This window comes from Paenibacillus sp. FSL H8-0079 (assembly GCF_037991315.1).
Lineage (GTDB): Bacteria > Bacillota > Bacilli > Paenibacillales > Paenibacillaceae > Paenibacillus.
The window spans coordinates 2,617,152-2,636,927 of sequence record NZ_CP150300.1 but is presented as its reverse complement, the minus strand read 5'-3'; the positions used below and the strand labels follow the sequence as shown (position 1 = coordinate 2,636,927).

The 19,776-nt window shown below is 39.0% G+C and carries 23 protein-coding genes and 1 pseudogene; 1 reads left to right on the top strand and 23 read right to left on the bottom strand.

Annotated elements, in window-relative coordinates:
* Window positions 1-40 precede the first annotated feature (40 nt).
* The 15 genes and pseudogenes from MHI06_RS12010 to MHI06_RS11940 form a co-directional block, all read right to left on the bottom strand.
* Window positions 41-694: a DUF4304 domain-containing protein gene (locus tag MHI06_RS12010; RefSeq protein WP_340401586.1), complete on the bottom strand. Its 654-nt coding sequence runs from the start codon at window positions 692-694 to the stop codon at window positions 41-43.
* A 208-nt stretch (window positions 695-902) separates the two neighbouring features.
* Window positions 903-1,445 (bottom strand): annotated as a pseudogene (locus MHI06_RS12005) (GrpB family protein).
* A 76-nt stretch (window positions 1,446-1,521) separates the two neighbouring features.
* Window positions 1,522-1,752: an NUDIX domain-containing protein gene (locus MHI06_RS12000; protein ID WP_264929176.1), complete on the bottom strand. Its 231-nt coding sequence runs from the start codon at window positions 1,750-1,752 to the stop codon at window positions 1,522-1,524.
* A gap of 180 nt (window positions 1,753-1,932) precedes the next feature.
* Window positions 1,933-2,283 (bottom strand): hypothetical protein, encoded by a 351-nt coding sequence (locus MHI06_RS11995; RefSeq protein ID WP_264929177.1) that lies wholly within the window; start codon window positions 2,281-2,283, stop codon window positions 1,933-1,935.
* A 413-nt stretch (window positions 2,284-2,696) separates the two neighbouring features.
* Window positions 2,697-3,503, bottom strand: a complete 807-nt coding sequence (locus MHI06_RS11990; RefSeq protein ID WP_340401585.1) for a nucleotidyltransferase domain-containing protein — start codon at window positions 3,501-3,503, stop codon at window positions 2,697-2,699.
* A 110-nt stretch (window positions 3,504-3,613) separates the two neighbouring features.
* Window positions 3,614-3,931, bottom strand: a complete 318-nt coding sequence (locus tag MHI06_RS11985) for a Type 1 glutamine amidotransferase-like domain-containing protein (protein ID WP_340401584.1) — start codon at window positions 3,929-3,931, stop codon at window positions 3,614-3,616.
* Window positions 3,879-4,187, bottom strand: coding sequence for a Type 1 glutamine amidotransferase-like domain-containing protein (locus MHI06_RS11980; RefSeq protein ID WP_340401583.1), 309 nt, complete (start codon window positions 4,185-4,187; stop codon window positions 3,879-3,881). The genes MHI06_RS11985 and MHI06_RS11980 overlap by 53 nt, the downstream gene beginning before the upstream one ends.
* Window positions 4,188-4,368: 181 nt before the next feature.
* Complete coding sequence (locus MHI06_RS11975; RefSeq protein WP_340401582.1) at window positions 4,369-4,872, bottom strand: hypothetical protein; 504 nt, start codon at window positions 4,870-4,872, stop codon at window positions 4,369-4,371.
* Window positions 4,873-5,027: 155 nt separating this feature from the next.
* Entirely contained in the window at window positions 5,028-5,459 is a 432-nt protein-coding gene (locus MHI06_RS11970; RefSeq protein WP_340401581.1) for a hypothetical protein, read from the bottom strand.
* Between the two features lie 326 nt (window positions 5,460-5,785).
* Complete coding sequence (locus tag MHI06_RS11965) at window positions 5,786-6,190, bottom strand: DUF4259 domain-containing protein (protein WP_036609153.1); 405 nt, start codon at window positions 6,188-6,190, stop codon at window positions 5,786-5,788.
* Between the two features lie 213 nt (window positions 6,191-6,403).
* Window positions 6,404-7,048, bottom strand: a complete 645-nt coding sequence (locus MHI06_RS11960; protein ID WP_340401580.1) for an HAD hydrolase-like protein — start codon at window positions 7,046-7,048, stop codon at window positions 6,404-6,406.
* Window positions 7,049-7,284: 236 nt separating this feature from the next.
* Window positions 7,285-8,004, bottom strand: coding sequence for a ferritin-like domain-containing protein (locus MHI06_RS11955; protein ID WP_340401579.1), 720 nt, complete (start codon window positions 8,002-8,004; stop codon window positions 7,285-7,287).
* 954 nt (window positions 8,005-8,958) lie between these two features.
* Window positions 8,959-9,402 (bottom strand): hypothetical protein, encoded by a 444-nt coding sequence (locus tag MHI06_RS11950; RefSeq protein WP_340401578.1) that lies wholly within the window; start codon window positions 9,400-9,402, stop codon window positions 8,959-8,961.
* A 210-nt stretch (window positions 9,403-9,612) separates the two neighbouring features.
* Window positions 9,613-10,512, bottom strand: coding sequence for a toll/interleukin-1 receptor domain-containing protein (locus MHI06_RS11945; RefSeq protein ID WP_062833908.1), 900 nt, complete (start codon window positions 10,510-10,512; stop codon window positions 9,613-9,615).
* Between the two features lie 307 nt (window positions 10,513-10,819).
* Window positions 10,820-11,776 (bottom strand): IS30 family transposase, encoded by a 957-nt coding sequence (locus MHI06_RS11940; RefSeq protein WP_340401577.1) that lies wholly within the window; start codon window positions 11,774-11,776, stop codon window positions 10,820-10,822.
* 198 nt (window positions 11,777-11,974) lie between these two features.
* On the opposite strand from MHI06_RS11940, the gene MHI06_RS11935 reads away from it, so the two are divergent.
* A complete protein-coding gene (locus tag MHI06_RS11935) occupies window positions 11,975-12,409 on the top strand; it encodes a hypothetical protein (protein WP_340401575.1) in 435 nt (144 codons plus the stop codon).
* 94 nt (window positions 12,410-12,503) lie between these two features.
* Here the strand turns inward: MHI06_RS11935 and MHI06_RS11930 are convergent, their stop codons facing one another.
* From MHI06_RS11930 to MHI06_RS11895, 8 genes are all read right to left on the bottom strand, one after another.
* On the bottom strand, window positions 12,504-12,974 hold the full coding sequence (locus tag MHI06_RS11930) for a hypothetical protein (RefSeq protein ID WP_340401574.1): 471 nt from the start codon (window positions 12,972-12,974) through the stop codon (window positions 12,504-12,506).
* Between the two features lie 178 nt (window positions 12,975-13,152).
* Complete coding sequence (locus MHI06_RS11925; RefSeq protein WP_340401573.1) at window positions 13,153-13,938, bottom strand: hypothetical protein; 786 nt, start codon at window positions 13,936-13,938, stop codon at window positions 13,153-13,155.
* 226 nt (window positions 13,939-14,164) lie between these two features.
* Entirely contained in the window at window positions 14,165-14,665 is a 501-nt protein-coding gene (locus MHI06_RS11920; protein WP_340401572.1) for a hypothetical protein, read from the bottom strand.
* 208 nt (window positions 14,666-14,873) lie between these two features.
* Window positions 14,874-15,413 carry a hypothetical protein gene (locus tag MHI06_RS11915; protein WP_340401571.1) on the bottom strand — a complete coding sequence of 180 codons (540 nt, stop codon included), beginning with the start codon at window positions 15,411-15,413 and terminating at the stop codon, window positions 14,874-14,876.
* Between the two features lie 362 nt (window positions 15,414-15,775).
* Window positions 15,776-16,873: a Gfo/Idh/MocA family oxidoreductase gene (locus MHI06_RS11910; protein ID WP_340401570.1), complete on the bottom strand. Its 1,098-nt coding sequence runs from the start codon at window positions 16,871-16,873 to the stop codon at window positions 15,776-15,778.
* A 58-nt stretch (window positions 16,874-16,931) separates the two neighbouring features.
* Window positions 16,932-18,104, bottom strand: a complete 1,173-nt coding sequence (locus tag MHI06_RS11905) for a Gfo/Idh/MocA family oxidoreductase (protein WP_340401569.1) — start codon at window positions 18,102-18,104, stop codon at window positions 16,932-16,934.
* Window positions 18,101-19,015, bottom strand: coding sequence for a sugar phosphate isomerase/epimerase family protein (locus MHI06_RS11900; RefSeq protein ID WP_340402097.1), 915 nt, complete (start codon window positions 19,013-19,015; stop codon window positions 18,101-18,103). Before MHI06_RS11900 ends, MHI06_RS11905 begins: the two co-directional genes overlap by 4 nt.
* A gap of 254 nt (window positions 19,016-19,269) precedes the next feature.
* Complete coding sequence (locus MHI06_RS11895) at window positions 19,270-19,767, bottom strand: metallophosphoesterase family protein (RefSeq protein ID WP_340401568.1); 498 nt, start codon at window positions 19,765-19,767, stop codon at window positions 19,270-19,272.
* Between the last annotated feature and the right edge of the window lie 9 nt (window positions 19,768-19,776).

Below are 19,776 nucleotides of genomic sequence, written 5' to 3'. Positions count from 1 at the left end.
AGGAGCCTTAAGGCTCCGAAGCACGCACGGATATGATGTCTCACAAACTCCCTCGAACTATGCCCTCAAAGTCCTTAATGAGTCCTGTTGCTTTCCCAATATTATTTAATCCCCATTGAGCATATTCTTTCGCGTCCCTATCATTACCTAGAAATTTATGCGTTCGTGCAATTAACAAAACCAACCTTAAATCAAGTGGAGCTCCAAAATTTTCAATTTTCTTAGATCCAGATATTATCTCGGCTAATGAAATTGATGTAATCATCCTAGGGAAATCATTGAATTGAGAATAATAACTCATTCCTTGATCCAAAAATAACTGTTTCATCTCATTTATAGTAACTATTGCATCATCGTCTGTTTCTCCGTATTGAAACCATCTTTCACGTTCCACTGAAAAAAATCTCTTAAACCAATTTGGATTTTTATTAAGACGTTTTCTGAATTCACAATCATAGGTCGTGATTTCATTTGAAGACTTAAATTCACCAATAGAATTAGGGAGGAAATCTAGATGCACCCCCATCTCCATAACACAAGATCCACCGGATTTATCTGCCTGAATCACCAGAGTATAAATAAAGTGATGATCAGTTGTCTTAACAAAATGATGATCGGTTCCCATAAACCCAACCTCATGTAGTTTTGGAGCAAAATACACCCTGATTAGCTTTCTAAAATCTTTAGTATTCACGTTTTCATATCCTTTGTGAGATTTTCGATAACGTTGTTTTATTCACAAACCCGAGAGCTTAAAGAGCACCAGCGACTGGGTCGAAGACCTAGCATCGTAGGAGTTGTCTGTTTGATACGAATTCCTCGAAATATCTCTGGCAGACCAAGGGGCGTTAGCCCCGCAGCGTTAATATTAGTTATCGGATGTTTTAGTCCCATTGAGCAACCTACAAGTTCTTTCCATATTCATTAAGTACTTTATTTACAAATTCGGTCTTCCCATCCGTATAAGACTGACGATTTTCTATATATTTAATAGCAAGTTCTTTCTTTAGATTGGCATATTCGACTACATATTCGGGATTGCCAATTAATGCATCTCTGAAGGATATATGTCTTAATAACTCTTTGCTCTCTTTATTACAAACATATAAATGATGTTCAGGTTTCTGTATTTTTACTGTGCTATAAGGAACATTTGCATCTTTTCTTGCAAAAGCTTCTCTGTTCTCAACACTCAAATTACCTTCATGATATTAACCTAAACTTTCTAATCCTTGAATTACATCTGGAAGCAAGTCCATAGAATCAATTACTACATCAATATCTAAAATAGGTTTTGCCGCTAGTCCAGGTACTGCGGTACTACCAACGTGCTCAATTCTTAGTACTAGTTCTCCGAGTATATGTTCTATGATGGATTTCAGATCAAAAAACATTTCAGGCCATTGATTGTTGTAATCTTCAATAATTATTGTTTTTTTACTCATCCTTGAGATGCCCCCAAAAAATAAAGTATTTACGAACCCTCACTGGCTTAAGCGCGTAAGCGCAGGTCCGACGGACTTAGCCAGTGAAGGGCGATATGTATTCTCTTACACAAACTAACCCACTACTCGATATTTCAATACCCAGCTCTTCCATACACTCGCGACTTAAAGCCTGTTCCAATGTTTCGTTCTCTTCTTGAGCTCCTCCAGGCAGTACATAATAAATACCTATATTTGCTCTTCTTTTCTTTATTAATAAAAGATTGTCATTCTGGATAATCAATGCTCGTACTGTATTTCGAATCATCTAGAATAGTCTCCCTCCATACAATGTCTACATCACTTTCTCAGAACGTTCCCGTATTCACGACCCAGCGAACGCTGAGTGTCCAGCTTATGCCGGGCCCATGACGAATGTCCGTAGCGTGAATATTATGTTATAGCATGTGAACATCTTCTCTGATTAAGTCACTCAAAAATTCATTTATTATCTACGCTCTTCTATTATCCATGAGTATTTACTTGCTATCGTATTTGCAATCTCTAAGATCGCTTTTTCTATTTTAATATCAATCATTAACGGTATATCGATTTCGATTAAGTTAATCTCCTCTACGCCCTCTAACGTATCAAAAGCATAGCCGCCATTAGTATTAACCAAAATCCCTGTAGCTACTACTGACTCACCATAAATGATTTTGGAGAACTTTAAGTTACTTATTTTCTTAAACCCCAACGATTGAGTGACGAATTGTTCAATATCAATGGTTTTTATTTTCTTGATATAATTCTCATCGGAATATATTTGTAAAAAGTCATATAAAAGAAAATCAGACATCTTATCGTCACCTCTTCGTTTATACCTTTAAATAGATTGAATTGTTTCTGGCTTACTGTTTCTTCGATTTTACATAGGTTTTGTTGATTTCCTATTCTTACCTTAATCCATTTATATAATGGTTCTTCTATAAATCTAATAAGTCCTTTTTGCATTTCTTAAGGCTTTCTAACAGTTCATTATAGGTAAACTTAATGCTTACGAGTTCTTCCTCAAGTGTTTCCGGATCATCTGACCATACTAAGGCGTAATCATCAAAATACTGAATTCCAGGCGACGGGTCATGCCCAAGCCATGGACATCGTTTTGTATTGACGACGTCCTGACCCCTTAGAGTTGCTCCTTATAGTTGTGAGGCTTGCGAAACACCTAAATTCAGTGACGTCCAGACGGGCTTAGGGGACTGGCTGTGGTCACTCGCTTCTCCGAGTCATCAGTATCGTCAATGTATTTTTAGCCAATGAATTTCTGGAAGCAGCCATTGTATTTAAAGCGTTCTCAAAATAGCGATATACTTCATCTGCAATTTCCAGAAACTCTTCAACAAGTACATTACTATCCAAGTAACAAGCATATAGATACTCAACTAAAGCGGAGTTAATCTCACAATAGTTTAATATGGCATTCTTCATCTTAATGATTTCATCTTCCCATACCCCTGTATCTTCTAAAACCAAAGAGTACAATGCACGAATTAATCTCTTAGAGTAACCTTTAATATATCTAGTTTTCATTGAGTGATCACTAACATTAGAAAGTGAACGATGTACACGATCTACTTCCTCCTTGGTATCTGTATTTAAGTCTAAAATGAATTCTGGAGAAATTATGATCGGGGGTACCTTTTCACCAATGTCCTCCCCATGTATGCAAACACAAATGATCTTAATCCAAAAACCCCAATCATTCGGTCTACTTAATACATCATCAATCGAGCAAATGATCGTATCCATCTTAGTGACGAATGGATATTCTTCCAAAAGCCTGTCTTTAATCATTGACAATCTTTCGTAATCAATATCTTCGGGATTTGCACATACAATAGTAAAGTCTGCATCTGACTTATAAGGTTTAGCTGTTCCTTTTGGAATCGAGCCACACATATAAATACTATGAATCTTACCTTTAAATTCGTTAAGTATATGATCTATATACTTATCAACCAAATCCTTATATTCACTTTGTATTGCAATTCTATTTATAACTTTTTCTAATATCATATAGACTCCTCCTAAACTATGAGCTTCTTCGAGCTACTTATAATGAATTTACGACTTTCAATGTGCTTGGTTTATTAAGATTGAGATATATTCTTCATCTTTAAGCCTTGTCACCTTACAGTTCTCATTGCATCAAATTCTACTATTCTCTCTTCAATTGTTTTATTAGTACTATCTTTAAATATGTCCTCTCGATCATAGTGAGGAAAAATAAGCTTGTCGGTTACACCTAATGCCTTAAAATCCGTTAAATCCATTGTGTTCATCTGTGGAGTAAAGAAATCGACAATGTTAATATTCGGCCCCAGTAATAACGTTCCAGCACTTACTCCAACTATAATTACATTCTGTGCGGCCAGTGTTTTAATAATTTCATCAGCACCACTTTTTCTTAGCGTAATACAATAATGTAAATGAATTTCCACCATTGATATATATAACATCTCTATGTAAGAGAATTTCCGGGTCATCAAATTCTATATCTACAAACTTAATATCATGAAACCCCATGTCCTTGAACTCTTGCAATGCCCTTTGTGCATATCTATTATTTTCTTTCATCGGGGATCCTGTTGTAATAATAGAGACCTTTAATTGAGAAATATCTCTATCAATAAGATCCAGAAATTGATTTTTAATATCTTCAGTATAAAAACCACAAGAGGTTAGTAACAATCTACTCATTGAAATCCCCGTCCTTAACTAATAGTTTATCTAATCTTTATGATTTAATTAAGCATTCCCCTGATTTCTGCTAACTTTGTATATTAGCGACCCGACGCATGTCGGGTGTCCGTCGGACCAAGGGCGTATGCCCGCAGCGTGAATATTATGTTGTCTGATGTACGATACTCCTTTGAATACGCTATTCTGAATGACTAAATTCTTTTCGAATCTTTTCTTTCTTCTCTTCTATTATGGCCTTCAACTTAATCGCTTCTTTTTCGGTTATTTCTCCATTCATTCGATCCGTTTCTATTTGTTCCTTAATATCTTCTAGTAATCCTCTTGTTTGATATAACCTCAATCCAGTCCATTCCGAAATAAAAATATCATCTTCGATCTCACCGTCCATACCAAAAAATATTCTGTAATAGCCTATATGGTTTGCTCGATATTCAATTCTGACTTTTACTTCAATATATTCAAGCTCTTTATTGTTTGGATCTATATACTCTAAACTCTTGATATGTAGCGAGATATTCTCTATTAAGATTTTTAAATATTTTTCGTCGTAATCCCAAAACAACTCTTCAAAATCTTCGGGCTCCTCGATTCTATAGCTTTTTAGATTGAGCCAAAAAGATTCGAGCGCTCGATTTTTTACATCGTGATTACTTGCCCACTTTCTTAAATCTTGTACGATCATAAAATCCCTCGTTTCATAAGTATTTCAAGTTTTTCCGTATTTCAGATAACGTTCCTGTATTCACGACCCAGCGTATGCCGGGCCAAGGGCGTATGCCCACAGCGTGAATATTATGTTAGCTGGAGTTAATGACTCCTATGAAATACCTTCGAGTTCTAACGACCTTCTTCGTTTTCTTCATTATAATAACATTCTCCATTCTTACATCCATATGTAATTTTCGAGTCAAAGTCTTCGTAATATATGACTTCATTAAAATCAGAAGGTGTGGTTTCTTTAATTTTCTCTAGCAAAGCTTTGGAGGCTTCCCTTGCGTTTGCTTGGTTTTCCTTTTCATCATAACCAATCGCAGTTCCTGAAGGACCTTCATAAACAGTAAAGTACCACTTACTCGTATCATCGCTTACTTCAATTAAATAATAGTACGCGTCTTCAGCATTATCTGACTTATATAACGGTTCACCAAACAAAGTAAGAAGCGATCCTCTAAACTTCGCACTTTCTTCACCCGCAATAATGCCTGTATCCAGAAATTTTGAGGATCCTAATGTTTCATCTTCTTCAGTAATAGCTTTATAGGTATACATTTCATTAAGTTCCTCCTTCAAAGTACTATCATTTATTGCATCATTTTGTTCGGAGCTCCTTCGCGTATTATCCGAACAGCCCAACAGAACTACTAAAATCAATAAAGTTATTAACTTATACATGTTTATCCTTTCTGGAAGTTAGTAAAGGTTTATAAGTTTCTTCATTAATTTCAGCTAACGTTCCTGTATTCATGAACCCCAAAGGGGTTGTCTGCCGAAATTGCCTCATCGGAATCCTTCCAGCAGACCAAGGCTCCAACGGAGCCGCTGCTTGAATATTTTGTTATGTGAAGTTCCCTCTTCTCGAAAAGCTATCAATTTCTTTACAATCGATTTTCTAAGTCATTTATTGTATTTAACCAGATTGGGTATTCTTCTGATTCTTCCCATAGCTCTTTTAGTTCTGAATCTTTCTTAATTTTCTTAACTGCTCGTTTAGCTTTTGAAATGAGTTTTTTTCCTTTACCTTTATGTTTATCGATCCAGTCATATAGATCCTCTGTATTACTTTGATTATTCAATATTTCTTTCCCAGGATTACCTTGTAATGCTACAAGGATCTCAATTGCGCCTAAAGCATTGGAAGCTAAATCTGACTCAATATAATCTTCTTCTAATACTTCTTCAATCGTCTCTTCAATTAATTCGATGTCATCAGAATCAAGTAAATCTGCCTTCCAATCTAATACATCATCGTTCTCGAAAATTCCAGTTCCCCATGCTCCCATCAATTAACCTCCAAAAAGTGTCATTATGTTTTAAAGCTCTTAGGGACATAACGTTCCTGTATTCATGAACCCCGAAAGGGGTGTCTTCTTAAATTCCTCTCCGAAATCCTTGCAGACCAAGGCTCCGTGAGGAGCCGCTACTTGAATATGATGTTATAGGATGTCAGCGTCTTCTTCGAAAATACTTACACAAATATTCCACTTCCCATGATCTTAAATATATTTTTTCAATTCAAGTAAATCATCAATAATACAATCCGCTTGTTTAAGCTCCCATTCTTGGGCAAAGTCAAATCGACAACCGAAAGCCTTCAATCCATTGTTTTTTGCTGCATTGATATCAGAGATCCTGTCGCCAACTACAGCAGCATTGTTGATGTGATATTTCATAAGAATATATCTAACTAAGTCATCCTTATTCTGAGTCTCTATTTGTTGGATGCTAAAGGTTTCTGTCACCCAATTATTTAACTTGTAACAGTTAACGATAGCATTGAGGTATTCGATTAGTCCATTACTTGCTATAAAAATTAAGCAGCCTTCCTGTTTTAAAAAATCAAAAACTTCTTTGACATGCGGATAAATTGCACCTTTGCCATAATTAATATTTGCAATTAACTTCTCCAAGAAGATTTCGTCTACCATTCGTCTGATTTCGTTTGAATGGTTCGGTAGTAACGTTTCCCAAACTACTGGTAGAGGAACTCCCATAATTTCACGATATTTTTGAGTTGGAGTTTCACTCGACCATTCATTACGAGACCTCAAGATAGAAAACGTTTCTTCTAACGATAACTCTAAGATTTTGTTTGTTTGAAATAGTGTACCATCCATATCGAAAATAACCGCTTCCAGCATGATTTCACTCCTATTCAGAGTTTGAATAATTTATTTTGTATTTTTATACGCTGATTTCCTATAACGTTACTGTATCTACGACGCCCCACCGACTTAAGCCACGTTAAAGGCGACCGCGATGCGGTTAGTCCGTGCGGATGTGTCCGCATGATTCCACTTCCCTGCCAATTCCCTTAGGGCTGACCAGGGAGCGTCAGGACCCAAAGCTTGGATATAATGTTATCTGACGTAAACCTCTACTGTGAATTAGTTATAATCTTCTTTGTTAAGTTAAACTCATGACGGCATTCATAGTAATAACTTTTGAGTTTATATCCCCCAGCTTTAAATACAGGCTTATGTTGATACCATACTATAATTAGCGTTCCTTCAAAAAGGATTCTACGAAGGATATAAACTATTCTGTTAAAGAGAACGTTTCTATTTTGAGCAAATTTATGAAGTGTTTCGGATTGAAACTGAACATGTTTCTCCTCATCACTTAAAATCTGATTACATAAATCTATTAATACTTCTGACTTTGTAGATTTTTGCAAGGCTCTATAGTACAACTTAGCAATGATCTCAGCAGTTAATAGAACAATGACTGATTGTTCTAGACTCGCATATCGACGTAATCTTCTAAACACATTGTCCACCCAATGTCTACGAAGGAGTGGGATTCCCTGTACCTTCATAAATCTGCCTAGATCTCTAGCGTGCCTCTGTTCTTCTTTAATGAATTCTATAAGCGCTTCATAGTAATCCTGATCTTGTGTCTGATGTACATATTCTTGCGCACGTTTAATTAGATGTTTACCTTCAGAGTTTTCTCCTAATTGAAACTGTTGAATTGACTTAATGATTATTTCTCTTTCAATAGTTGTTAATTTGTAGTTGTCATCCCAATGAATATATTTGAGGTTTTGATTATTTCTTCGATAATATTGCACCCATTTCGAGAAAGTGATATTCATTATTTGCTCCTAAAATGTAATAGGTTTATGTCAGATAACGTTCTTGTATTCACGACCCCGAGAGCCTTAAACGACCGTAGGGAGTGGGTCGAAGACTTAGGCTTGCAGGGTTGTCTGACTGCATGCGCTTCCTGCTAAATCTCCGGTCAGACCAAGGGGCGAATGACCCAATTCGTGAATATGTTGTTATACGACAATTCGGACTTCCACGATTACACTACAAAATTCTCTCGAATCCCAATTCCTTACATATCACAAATGACTTTCCTAATATTGCTACTTTTAATTCTTCATGATCTGATTCGAGCTTTATAATGTTTGGATTAAGATGATTCCTTTCTAACACTTCCTTGTATGTTTTAATAATTGTCTCAGGTCCTTTGGCAAGAAGTCCCTGTTGTTGGTTTAAGAGCCATTCAAGTGATCCATTCATAAAATGTTGAAATTCAATCCATTTGTCTGTCACTTTTTGATGTTCAATTAATAGTTCTCCAATGACTTTAAAAACTTCATTTGATACCCCTTTGAAATATAATTCATTCGTTGGTTCAAGATATTCGAGTAATAATGGATGATTAGTCTCGAGTTCTATATCTTCAATAAAATCTAAAGTAATTTTATATTCTCTAACTTGTTTAAATTCAACTTCCCATTTTTGAATGATTGAATCGGTAAAATATAAAAAAACATGGAACTCAACGATTAAGTCTTCACCCGTCTCTTTTGTGATGACTGGACGAAGATAAACGTCATCTTCAAATATCGCATTTTGAAACTCTTTTTGAAATATCTGATAAATGGTTCTTCACCAACTTTCCCGAATTGTCGTATAACTTTCCTGTATTCACGATGTCCAACTTAGTCGGATGTGTCTGCTGAAACGCTCCCACGAAATTCATCCAGCAGACCAAGGCTCTGTTAAGAGCCGCTGCTTGAATATTATTTTATTTCGCATCATTGAACTGCATTCAAAATCTCAATTACTAATATAGCTTCTTCTTTATAACCTTCAAGGTCATTTAATTTAATCCATTCAGGTTCATCATGTCTAAATTGATAGAATCTAATGACCACATCTTCTCCTTCAATTGTAGAACTTAAAATTAAAATAAATTCTTTTTCAGAGTAATTCAACTTTATATTCTCTTTCCAATTCGAAATGAGTTTTAGTCCAGTCCTTAAATCCTCTATATGGTAATGATTAATTGAGGCTTCTAAATCCGTCCGATCTTGATAAATGGTTTCTTCAATAGAATCTGTCTCTCTTAAACTTGAAGCATCAATTACAATGCAATTGTCCCATTCATGAAAAGTAGGGTTAAATAAATTCGAACTGATCGATTCGTTTGATTGAGCAAGCTCATTCAATAAATTTCTCATCGCCTTATTTGTTTTCATGTTTTTCCTGCTTTCGAAGTGTTTCGTATAACGTTTGGGTATTCACGAAGCCGAGAGCCTTAAGTGACCGGAGGGAACGGGGCGTCAGACTTAGGCTCGCAGGACTTGTCCGCTGAAACTACTCCCCTGCCAAAATCTCCTGCGGACCGAGGGCGTTAGACCGACGAGTGAATACTTTGTTAGCCGATGTTATTGTCTTCTTTGCACCACTTACAACTTATCTCCTTTGTACCAATTAAACTTATTAATGATCTCTTTTGCTGCTTCATGGATTTCATTACCTCTTGAAAATCGTTCAGTATGATAGTATGGCTTACCGGTTGGAGTACCATTTTCCGAATTAATGTCATCTATAAATCTCCATACGTACTCATCACATGCGTCAACCGAGTTGCCAATGTATGTATCGAAATCACTTACTTTAATGTTATTAGGATTTGATTCATTCTTAAAACTTGCCATATAAGCATTACTTTCTCCAACTAACTTAATTGAGATAGATTTGCTTAAATACGCATTCTCCTTTTTAATAGAGCAATAAAAAGTTATGGAGTATTCATTGGCAGTACCACCAACCCAAGCAGACCATTTGTAATCATACGCTCTATCAACTAATGTTGTTACTAATTGTTCAAATTCTTTAATTTTATATTTTTTCCAATTAACTTTCTTGTTTTTGACAAACTTTCTCCAATTATCTTGTGTTATTGCTTCTGTTTCTTCAATGCCAAATATAGTAGCTAATTCACTAAAACCACTTTCATAATCACTTCTAAAATCTGCAAATCTGCGATCTGATAAAAAATATGGTATCTGACATTCTCTATAAAAAATCGGCAAAACAAAAACTTTTTTGGTTTGCATTTGCTTTACCCATGCAGCCCCTAGCTCACTCTTAACCCACTCTGAATTTAGCGCTTCTGGTGATAATACTATCCCTAGAAATTCGTTTTCTCTAATTCCCTCTTCAATTTTCCATGTAATAGAATCACCGATTTTTATTTCCCACTTATCAAACCAAACATTAACACCTATTCTTTTTAAATCTCTTGCGAGTTTTTCTACAAATGGCTTGTCAATACTTGTATGACTAAGAAATATACTAGGCATTATTATTTCTCCTTTTATTTGCAAGAATTTCAGCTAACGTTCCTGTATCCACGACGTCCCACCAACTTAAATGACCAACGGGAGTGGCCGCGATGCGGTTAGTCGGTGCGGATGTGTCAGCCACCTTGCCATTCCCCTTCGGGCGAACCGAGGAGCCGTCAGGCTCCGATACGTGGATATGATGTTAGGTGAAGTTAAAGCCATCTTGAATATTCTTCCTAATGTTTGATATATTTAATCATATTAAATTTAGGAGGAGATAAATTGGAAATTAAAGAATTCTTGCCTTATTTAAGTGGACGGATTGTCAAACCAAGTGCGACAGTTCTTCTGCGAAAGATTCGTGAGCGGTCTTCCAACCCAAGCATTTTCGTGGTCTGTGATTTATTAGGTCGAGTGAATGAGCGAGATCATCATCATATACCCTCGCGAGATCGGTACCTTTAGGGAAAAACTCTCGAAGTAATCCATTCGCATTCTCGTTGGAACCGCGTTGCCAGGATGAATACGGATCGGCAAAATAAACGTGTAGGTTATGGGTGGCTTCCAGATGGGCATAGCATGCAAACTCCTTGCCTCGGTCAGCCGTGGCTGTGAGGAAGGTTCCCGTGGGATACTGTGAGATCGCTACACCGAGCGCAATCTCCATCGACAAAGCGGTGCGATCAGGCATGAGAACAGCGGTATATAGACGTGTCTTGCGTTCAATCAACGTCGCTACGCAGCCTTTACTTCTCCCACGACCCGATACAACGGTATCCAACTCCCAGTGCCCAAATGTTTCACGGGAACGGACTTCTTTTGGGCGATCTGAAATCGTCCTTCCAATGGCGAATTTGCCGCGCGTTTCTGCGGGTTTCTGACGCTTCCCCTTATGCCGAAGAACCTGTAATATGCCTCGAACCAGACGCCCTGCATAGATCCAGCGATAGATGGTTTTGAAAGAGACTGCATGCCGCCCTTCGATACGGAAACGTTCGGTGATTTGTTCGGGAGACCACGTTGCCTCCAATTTTTCCTCCAGTGAAGCAGCCAAGGCATCGGACCAACTCCCTGGAGAGACCGAAGCCTTACGACGCTCCTCATAAGCATGCTGAGCTTGTTCTGCCTGATACGGATGTGATGAAGTCACCCGATCTAACTCACGACAAATCGTCGATGGATGCCTACCCAGTTCTTTCGCAATGGCTCTTGAGCTTCTACCTTGTCTGTGGAGGACTTCTAGCTTGCTACGTTCAATTATGCTAAGATGTCTGTAGCTCATGGTTGGATTCTCCTTGTGTGAATGGTGTTGTGGTGACTTCATTCTACACGAATCCGGCCATGGGCCATTTTTTTTATTTCCAGTAGGTGTCGCACTTCATATTACAATTCGTCAAGTGTGCCATCATTAATTGGAGCTATCGTTCTAATTATTAGAATAGTTGCTCTGGCAAGAACAACAAAAATCGAAAGATTGCTAATGAATGATCAAAAGAACATAGTAATATTCTTGATTCAGTCTTTCTTTGCATCAATAATTACCGCAATAATCGCACTATATTTCACTTCACTTGCAGCTGGTGATGAACAAATAGAGTTTTATGTAGCTCTTTTCTTAGTTTATTTTGTTCTAGCTTTCGCCTCAGTACCTGGAGTATACAGTGTCTTGAGTCTAATTAAAAAACGCTCAATTCATTATGTACTGATAGATTCTGAAGTCGTAACAGATTCTATGGCCCCTATTAACCCTCCTGTTGGATCTCAATATAAAATTAAATTATACATTCATCGTGTAACAATTGAGGATAAAGTAATAGTATCAAATAAACCAACTTTGAATGACATTCAAGGATTTAAAAGAGTAATAGATAAATCTTTTCTTTATGATAAAGACATTTTTGAAGAAAAGCTTTGATTTCACCTAACGTTCCTGTATTCACGACCCGACATATGTCGGGTGTCTGGCGAATGCCAGACCAAGGACGAATGTCCGCAGCGTGAATATTATGTTATGTGCTGTTGCCAACTTCCCTGAATTTCTTACAAATGGCCTTTAATTGTTCTTCATACAACTGTTTATTGAATTCTAATGATTTGAAGTTAGTATAATCCCAATAACCTCCAGCTGATTCTTCATCCCTAAAAGGTTGTTCAAATTCACTCCAAATAATAACCTCATCTTCTTCAGTTATTCTAACTATCAAAGGCCAACATCCCGGCTCGCCACAGTTACATCCCAGCACTAATGTTTTCCCATCGTAATTGTAAATATCATTTTCATTAAGTTTCCCAAAAAAATGTTCTTCAATGTCTTTTAAATATTCTATATTCAAACCCTCATATCCCCCAGCAATTGAAGGTTCAAACTGGATTTCATATCTTCTCATTAATTCGTTCAGATTCTCGCCATTTATATAAACACCTAAGATTTGAGCATCTTGCTCTTCGGAATATTCTATAGTGAAATGAATCACGTCCATATATACAACTCCATTTTTCTTTAATGATTGATGATATATAAAATCTCTTGGCAATTGCACATAACGTTCCTGTATTCACGACCCGACGTATGTCGGGTGTCCGGCACATGCCGGACCAAGGACGAATGTCCGCAGCGTGAATATTATGTTATATGATGGAACTGCCTTCTGTGAGACACTACATAAATAAAGATGCGTTTTCTTTAATCTCAACTATTATTTTACGAAGATCCTTATAACTAGTAATAAATCTAACAAACGCCACCAAAATTGCACCTAGCAAATATAACATGTCAATTGTGCTAAACGAACTCAGTAACTTATGTATCATGTAGCTGAATCCAACTAATAATACAAAAAACCATAACATAACTTCTCTACTCAATTTTCGATATTTCTGCTGTATTGTTTTATTAGGTAATAGAAGTATACGAACTATTATATAAATCAACATGTGGATTGCTAAGATTATTGAAAAAAAAGAAATCGAATCACTCTTTACAAAGTTAATTAATGATTTTTCCTCAACGAAATTTGCCACAGCAAAAAAAGTAATGATTGTATTGAAAACCACATAAATTAAAAAGAATATCATTTCAAAACGCGACTTGATAGAACGAGTATTCTCTCTTAAAAATACTACAGTTTCAAATAAATCGACAACAATTGATGAGTAACAATATTCTTTATCCATCCAGTTAGTAAATACAGGTATACTGATCGGCATAAATATCAGTAATGAAAACGCCCACAAATATTTATATTCTGCGTTAGCATAGTTGTAAAAATGCTCTAATACTGTCCCTATCACTATGGGAATTAACAATGTAAAGAAATAAGTTAACAGCAAAATGCAAGCTAATGATATCAATCGTGCAATGTGTATAGAATATTTAGAAGACCTATCCAGCCACGATCTTTCCGTATCTTCCAAATCTTCTAGCAATTGAAATAATAACCCCACCTCTGAATCACTCCTAACAATATTTATTTGCAGTTCTTTCATATAACGTTACTGTATCTACGAACCCAATAGGCTTAAAGGAGCGTAGCGACTGGGTGGCTTCGCCACTTAGCCTTGCAGGGTTGAGAGTTGAATCAACTCCTTTGCTTTCTACTTCTTGCGAACCAAGGGGCGAACGCCCCGCAGCGTAGATACGATGTTAGGCGATTTGCAGGACTTCTTTGAATTACCTGTCAAATTGTTCTTTCCTCAGTTCATAAAATATCTTTACCAACTGATGTTCATCTTCATTTAAAACGATTTTCTCAAACCGTCTCCTACCAAGTCGTCTATCAATAATTCCAAATGCTTTATATATTGGGTTATTGGAACTCATTATTTCTGAGAAAGGTGTATTTATGTAATTTCTAAGATTTTCAGTAATATGACTTGTTTCATGCAAACCCATATTCATTATTGTCTTTACATCATCGTTTCTTATATGTGTTTTATAAAAATCCTCATGATATCCATGGTGAAGTTCTAGTAATGTAATATTCTCAGGTAGCTCATTCATGTACCAATGATAATATCCGCCTCCGAAAATCTTCTTACCATCCAGTGTAATCCAAGCTTCACCATACCCATCGTGTGCTTCGCGATACCTGGTTTCGTGAATATCAATACGTTTCTTTAATCCCGGAGTAATAAATTCTCTTATCATTACACGTAATTTAGACCAATCCATGAAGTAATCCTCTCATTTATTTTTGATTGATTAATCTGTTCCCTGCATTTCTCCTAACGTTCCTGTATTCACGACCCAGCGCATGCTGGGTGTCCGGCGAATGCCGGACCAAGGACGGATGTCCGCAGCGTGAATATTATGTTAGGCGAAGATCTAATACTTCTTTGAATATCTTTCAAAATTCTAATTCCTTATTAATAAACTCTGATTACAATAAATGAATAAACAAACAATAAATCGGCACACCTACAGAGACTGTGGCAGCCGGGTAAATGAAAATAGGACTGTTAATTATCTTGAATACTCTTAATCTTTTAGAATTTTTATGAGGTTTCAAATATTCAATTCGAGCAGATCCTATATACTCATTCGTGTAGCCAACCACTAAATCTTGAGTTCTATATGTTAATTTAGTAATTTCTAAACTTGAAACAGGAATTGTTACTTTAATCTCTTTTGATGTAATTGCATTTTTAGATAAATTCCATAAAGACGGTTCTCCAACAAAAAACCATAATGTAGGTTTTTTACCATTAGTATAGTTGGAAACTTCAGTACCACTAGGCTTTAAATGAACAGTGTGTGCATCAATAATAACTTCCTCAGAACAATATCTAACAAGTTCAATTCCTGGTAATTCCTCATAGCTCGTTATTTTTTTAGTTTGTTTCGATCTGAGGAGTAATAAAAAAATCCAAAACAAAGCTACTAATACCAATGTAATTAAAATTGAGAGAATATACTTCATTGAATCCACATCCTAATCTGTATCAATTTACATCATTAATAAAATTTAAAAGTAAATTCCATTGAAAGAAGCTTGTTCGTTTATAACTATTAGATTTTCGCCTAACATCATATCTACGAACTTCGTAAATACCTCTCTTTTTAACGAATATCCGAACTACATATAATATAACCCAGATTAATCCATATGCGAAGTCACGAACATACTCAAAAAAAGCAGCCCCAGTGCGAACTACTCCATTCGTTAGAAGATACTAACCTGTTGGATGCAGTTTAACATTTGGGCTGCTCTCTTTTCACTCAACAATAGGGCTTACTGATACCCTTCAGTGATCAACCTTTACTTCCCTTCACCTAAAACATTTACTTCGCTCCGCTACTCCACACCACGCGCTCACTCATGGCTTTGTGCTGTGCAATCAGACAGAGTTCTGCCGCTTTGAATGCATGTTCTTGTGTCATGGCTGTCTCGGTGCGATCCAGACAATCGCGAATCAGTTGACCAAAGAACGGATAACCGATCTTGCCCTTCACGCTGTAGCGAAACTCGCCTTCATGGTTTACCAGATAGACCTGATCACCTTCCGGTTCTCTCGCTACATCGATGTACTTCCGCAGTTCAATATAACCGTCCGTTCCCAGAATAACTGTACGCCCATCGCCCCATGTGCCCAGACCATCCGGTGTGAACCAGTCCACTCGGAAGTAACCGGATGCACCGTTATCACCAATCAGAGAAGCTTCGCCGAAGTCTTCCAATTCCGGGAACTGTGGGTGATTGAAGTTATGTACACGACTGAACCCTACCTCAGCGTCCGTACATGATGCAAACGTCAGAAATTGTTCGATCTGGTGACTCCCGATATCACAGAGAATGCCGCCATACTGCTCATGCTTGAAGAACCAGTCGGGTCTTCCTCCGGCATTTAAGCGATGCGGGCCTGTGCCCATAACTTGCACTACTTTGCCGATTGCTCCCTGTTCAATGAGCTGCCCCGCATAGATTGCACTTTCTACATGCAGTCGTTCACTGTAATACACCATGTACTTTTTGCCTGTTCGCTTCACTTCTTCTCGTGCAAGCTTTAATTGCTCCAGCGTGGTAAATGGGGCTTTGTCTGTAAAATAATCCTTGCCTGCGGCCAGAACTCTCATACCAAGCGGCGCACGATCTGAAGTGATCGCTGCACTTGCCACCAATAACACCTCATCATCTGCAAGCACCTCTGCTTCAGATCCAGCAACTTGAGCCTGTGGGAACTGCTTCCGAAATGCCTCCACCTTCGCCGGGTCCGGATCATATACCCATTTGAGGGTAGCCCCGGCCTCCAACAGTCCGCCAACCATGCCGTAGATGTGCCCATGATCCAAGGCTACAGCCGCAATGGTGAACTCACCCGGACCACATACCACCTCTTTTGTGACGCTCTTTGGCGCATAAAACATGCCATCTTTAGCCATGTCATCCCATCCCCATTATAAAATTTTTAATAAAATGAATTCGTCTAACAAATCGTCTTTATTTAAACGTCTGACTCAGATCAGCAGGTTGAGCGCCACTGAATGCCTTGTCTTTCTTCGTCGTTGATCCAGCAATGCGTTCCTGCAGATGCTCATAGAATAGATCCTCATCGATTGGCAGATCCACCCAATTATCCATCCAGGTAGACAGCAGCATCGCGTTCGACAATGTTAATCCGTGTATACCATCCTCACCGGGAGCAATGAGTGGTGCGCCTGTACGAATCGCATCTACCCAGTTACGAATCAGACCCGGGTGCCCCGTTTCCACACCTGTAATCGGGATTTCACATTTCCAGCATTCTGGCTGTCCAAAACCTCCGGTAAACCGCTGATTGAATTCAGGCTCAGATTCCCGAAGTCGCCAGAACGTAAGTTTTCCATCTTCGATTACGATTTTACCTCGGTCTCCGTTGACCTCGAATCGATTGGTACCCGGTGCTTCACCTGTTGTGGTTACAAACACACCTGTAGCTCCATTTTCATATTCCACATAAGCTGTTACATCATCTTCCACTTCAATGTTCCGATACTTGCCAAACGAACAGAAAGCACGCATTCGCACCGGCATCATGCCGATGGTCCACTGCCACAGATCCAGTTGATGCGGGTCCTGGTTAATCAGTACACCGCCACCTTCGCCTGCCCAAGTTGCCCGCCAGCCACCGGAATCATAGTAACTCTGGGATCGATACCAGTTCGTAATAATCCAATTGGTACGCCGTACCTCACCCAGTTCCCCCGAAGCGATCAAGTCTCTCAGCTTAATGTAGAGTGGATTGGTCCGCTGGTTGTACATCATGGAAAAGACTTTACCGCTGGCTGCGGCCGCTTCATTCATCTTGCGTACCTGCTTCGTATACACACCGGCTGGCTTCTCAATCATGACATGCAAGCCATGCTGGAACGCTTGAATAGCCTGTTCTGGATGGTCATAGTGCGGCGTTGCAATAATGACTGCATCAATCGTACCTGAAGCCATCATCTGCTCAGCCTCCTGCCAATAGGTAACCGTTGCCGGAAGATGACTGGATACCCAGCTCTCCATCTCTCTTCTTACATCACATACGGCGACCAGTTCTGCACCGGGTACTTCTCCGGCAACCAACGTTCTGGCATGTGATGCTCCCATATTTCCAATACCAATCACCGCTACTCTTACGATACTCATGACTGCTCCTCCTCGTCCACACGACGCTCAATTTCGGCGAAAACGTCTGCAAAATGCTGTAACATCGCCTTGGATTCCAAGGCACCACTAAAGTCCTCAATGCCGTAGTATCCGTCATACCCAACGGCACGAAGATCCAGCACCATCTGTACCCAATCGACCATGCCTTCAGTCAGCGGCGTCCAGTGACATTTCCAGGCTGTATTCAGATTCACTCCGCTGCTCTTCTCAGTCACATTAGCCTTTTGTGATTCTTTCCCTTCTGCTTCAAACCACCCGGCATTTTTTACATGCACATGAGCCAGATACGGACCTAGCAACTCAAGTCCCATCCGGTGATTCTCATATCCTTCATGCACCATATTACCTGGATCGTACAATACACCCACATGCTGCGGGTCCAGCGATTGCACAAGTCGATAGGCCAGTGATGCCGTCGGTGCAATCGTCTGATGATGTGTCTCTACAAGCGCCTTGATGTTGTACTGTTTGGCCAGATCCTGCACTTCACTCAGGTATTGAACGGCTTTACGGTACAACTCAGGATAGCTGGTCTTGCGATCATACCCAGGAACACCCACACGCATCATTGATGTTCCCAACCCAGCTGCAGCCTGAAATGCCTGCTCTGTGGCATACAGATCTCCACAATTCAGATAAGGCACCAGAGCGATGGATTTTCTGCCTTGCCCTTCCGCCGCTTCACGGAAAACAGGAATCTGTTCCTGCCAGCGGCTCGGATCTACCGAACATCGATTATTTCTCCAGTAAGAAGGCTCCTCGGATATCGCATCTTCAGGAATTCCGCGGAATCTCCATTCGATTCCATCGATCCCTGCCGCTGCCGCTGCCGATGCCAATTCTTCTGCATTCAGATCAGGGGTAGCCACGGTGAATACAGACAGTTTCATCATGATCCATCTCCTTATGTAAACGCATTCATTTTATGTCGTAAAGGCATTGTATCACTCCACTGAACCTCACCATAGGGGGAAACGCCAACAGATGAATGACAGATAACGAACAGGGCACATTCCGCATTCAGAGATAACTTCCCAAGTGACAAAATGAGAAAAAAACAAAAAAGACACCCCTGAAACAGAATCTGCCTCTGTTCAAAGATGCCTTTTAAAGGTTTATAGGTACGCAATCCGTGCATGTTTCTCTAATTCCGGTCAAAGAACACATGCTCAGCCTGTATTATCCCCTGATCGATCGTCATGATGCCGAATGAATATTGCTTCTGAAAACGCCGATCCGTAGGGGACCCAGGATTAAACACCAACGTATTGTCCACGGTATGCATCACCGGGATGTGTGAGTGTCCATAGATCACAGCATCCACATGCTGGCCAGCAAAGGTATGAATTGCATTCTGCTCTGTACCCTTGGACCCTAGATGACCGTGCACAAGACCCAGACGAAGCCCCTCCACTTCAACAATACGGGAATATCCCAGTTTTTCAGCGATTTCGGACGGGTCCGTATTACCAGCTACCCCTTCAACTGGTGCATACTCACTAAGCAATGGATGTACACTCCAATCCGACCAGTCACCGGCATGAAGAATGAGATCTGCACTCGGTAATACATCAAGGAGTTGAGTTGGTAACTTGCGTGATTTTCGTGAACAATGCGTGTCGGAGATGACTACAATTTTCATATAACAACC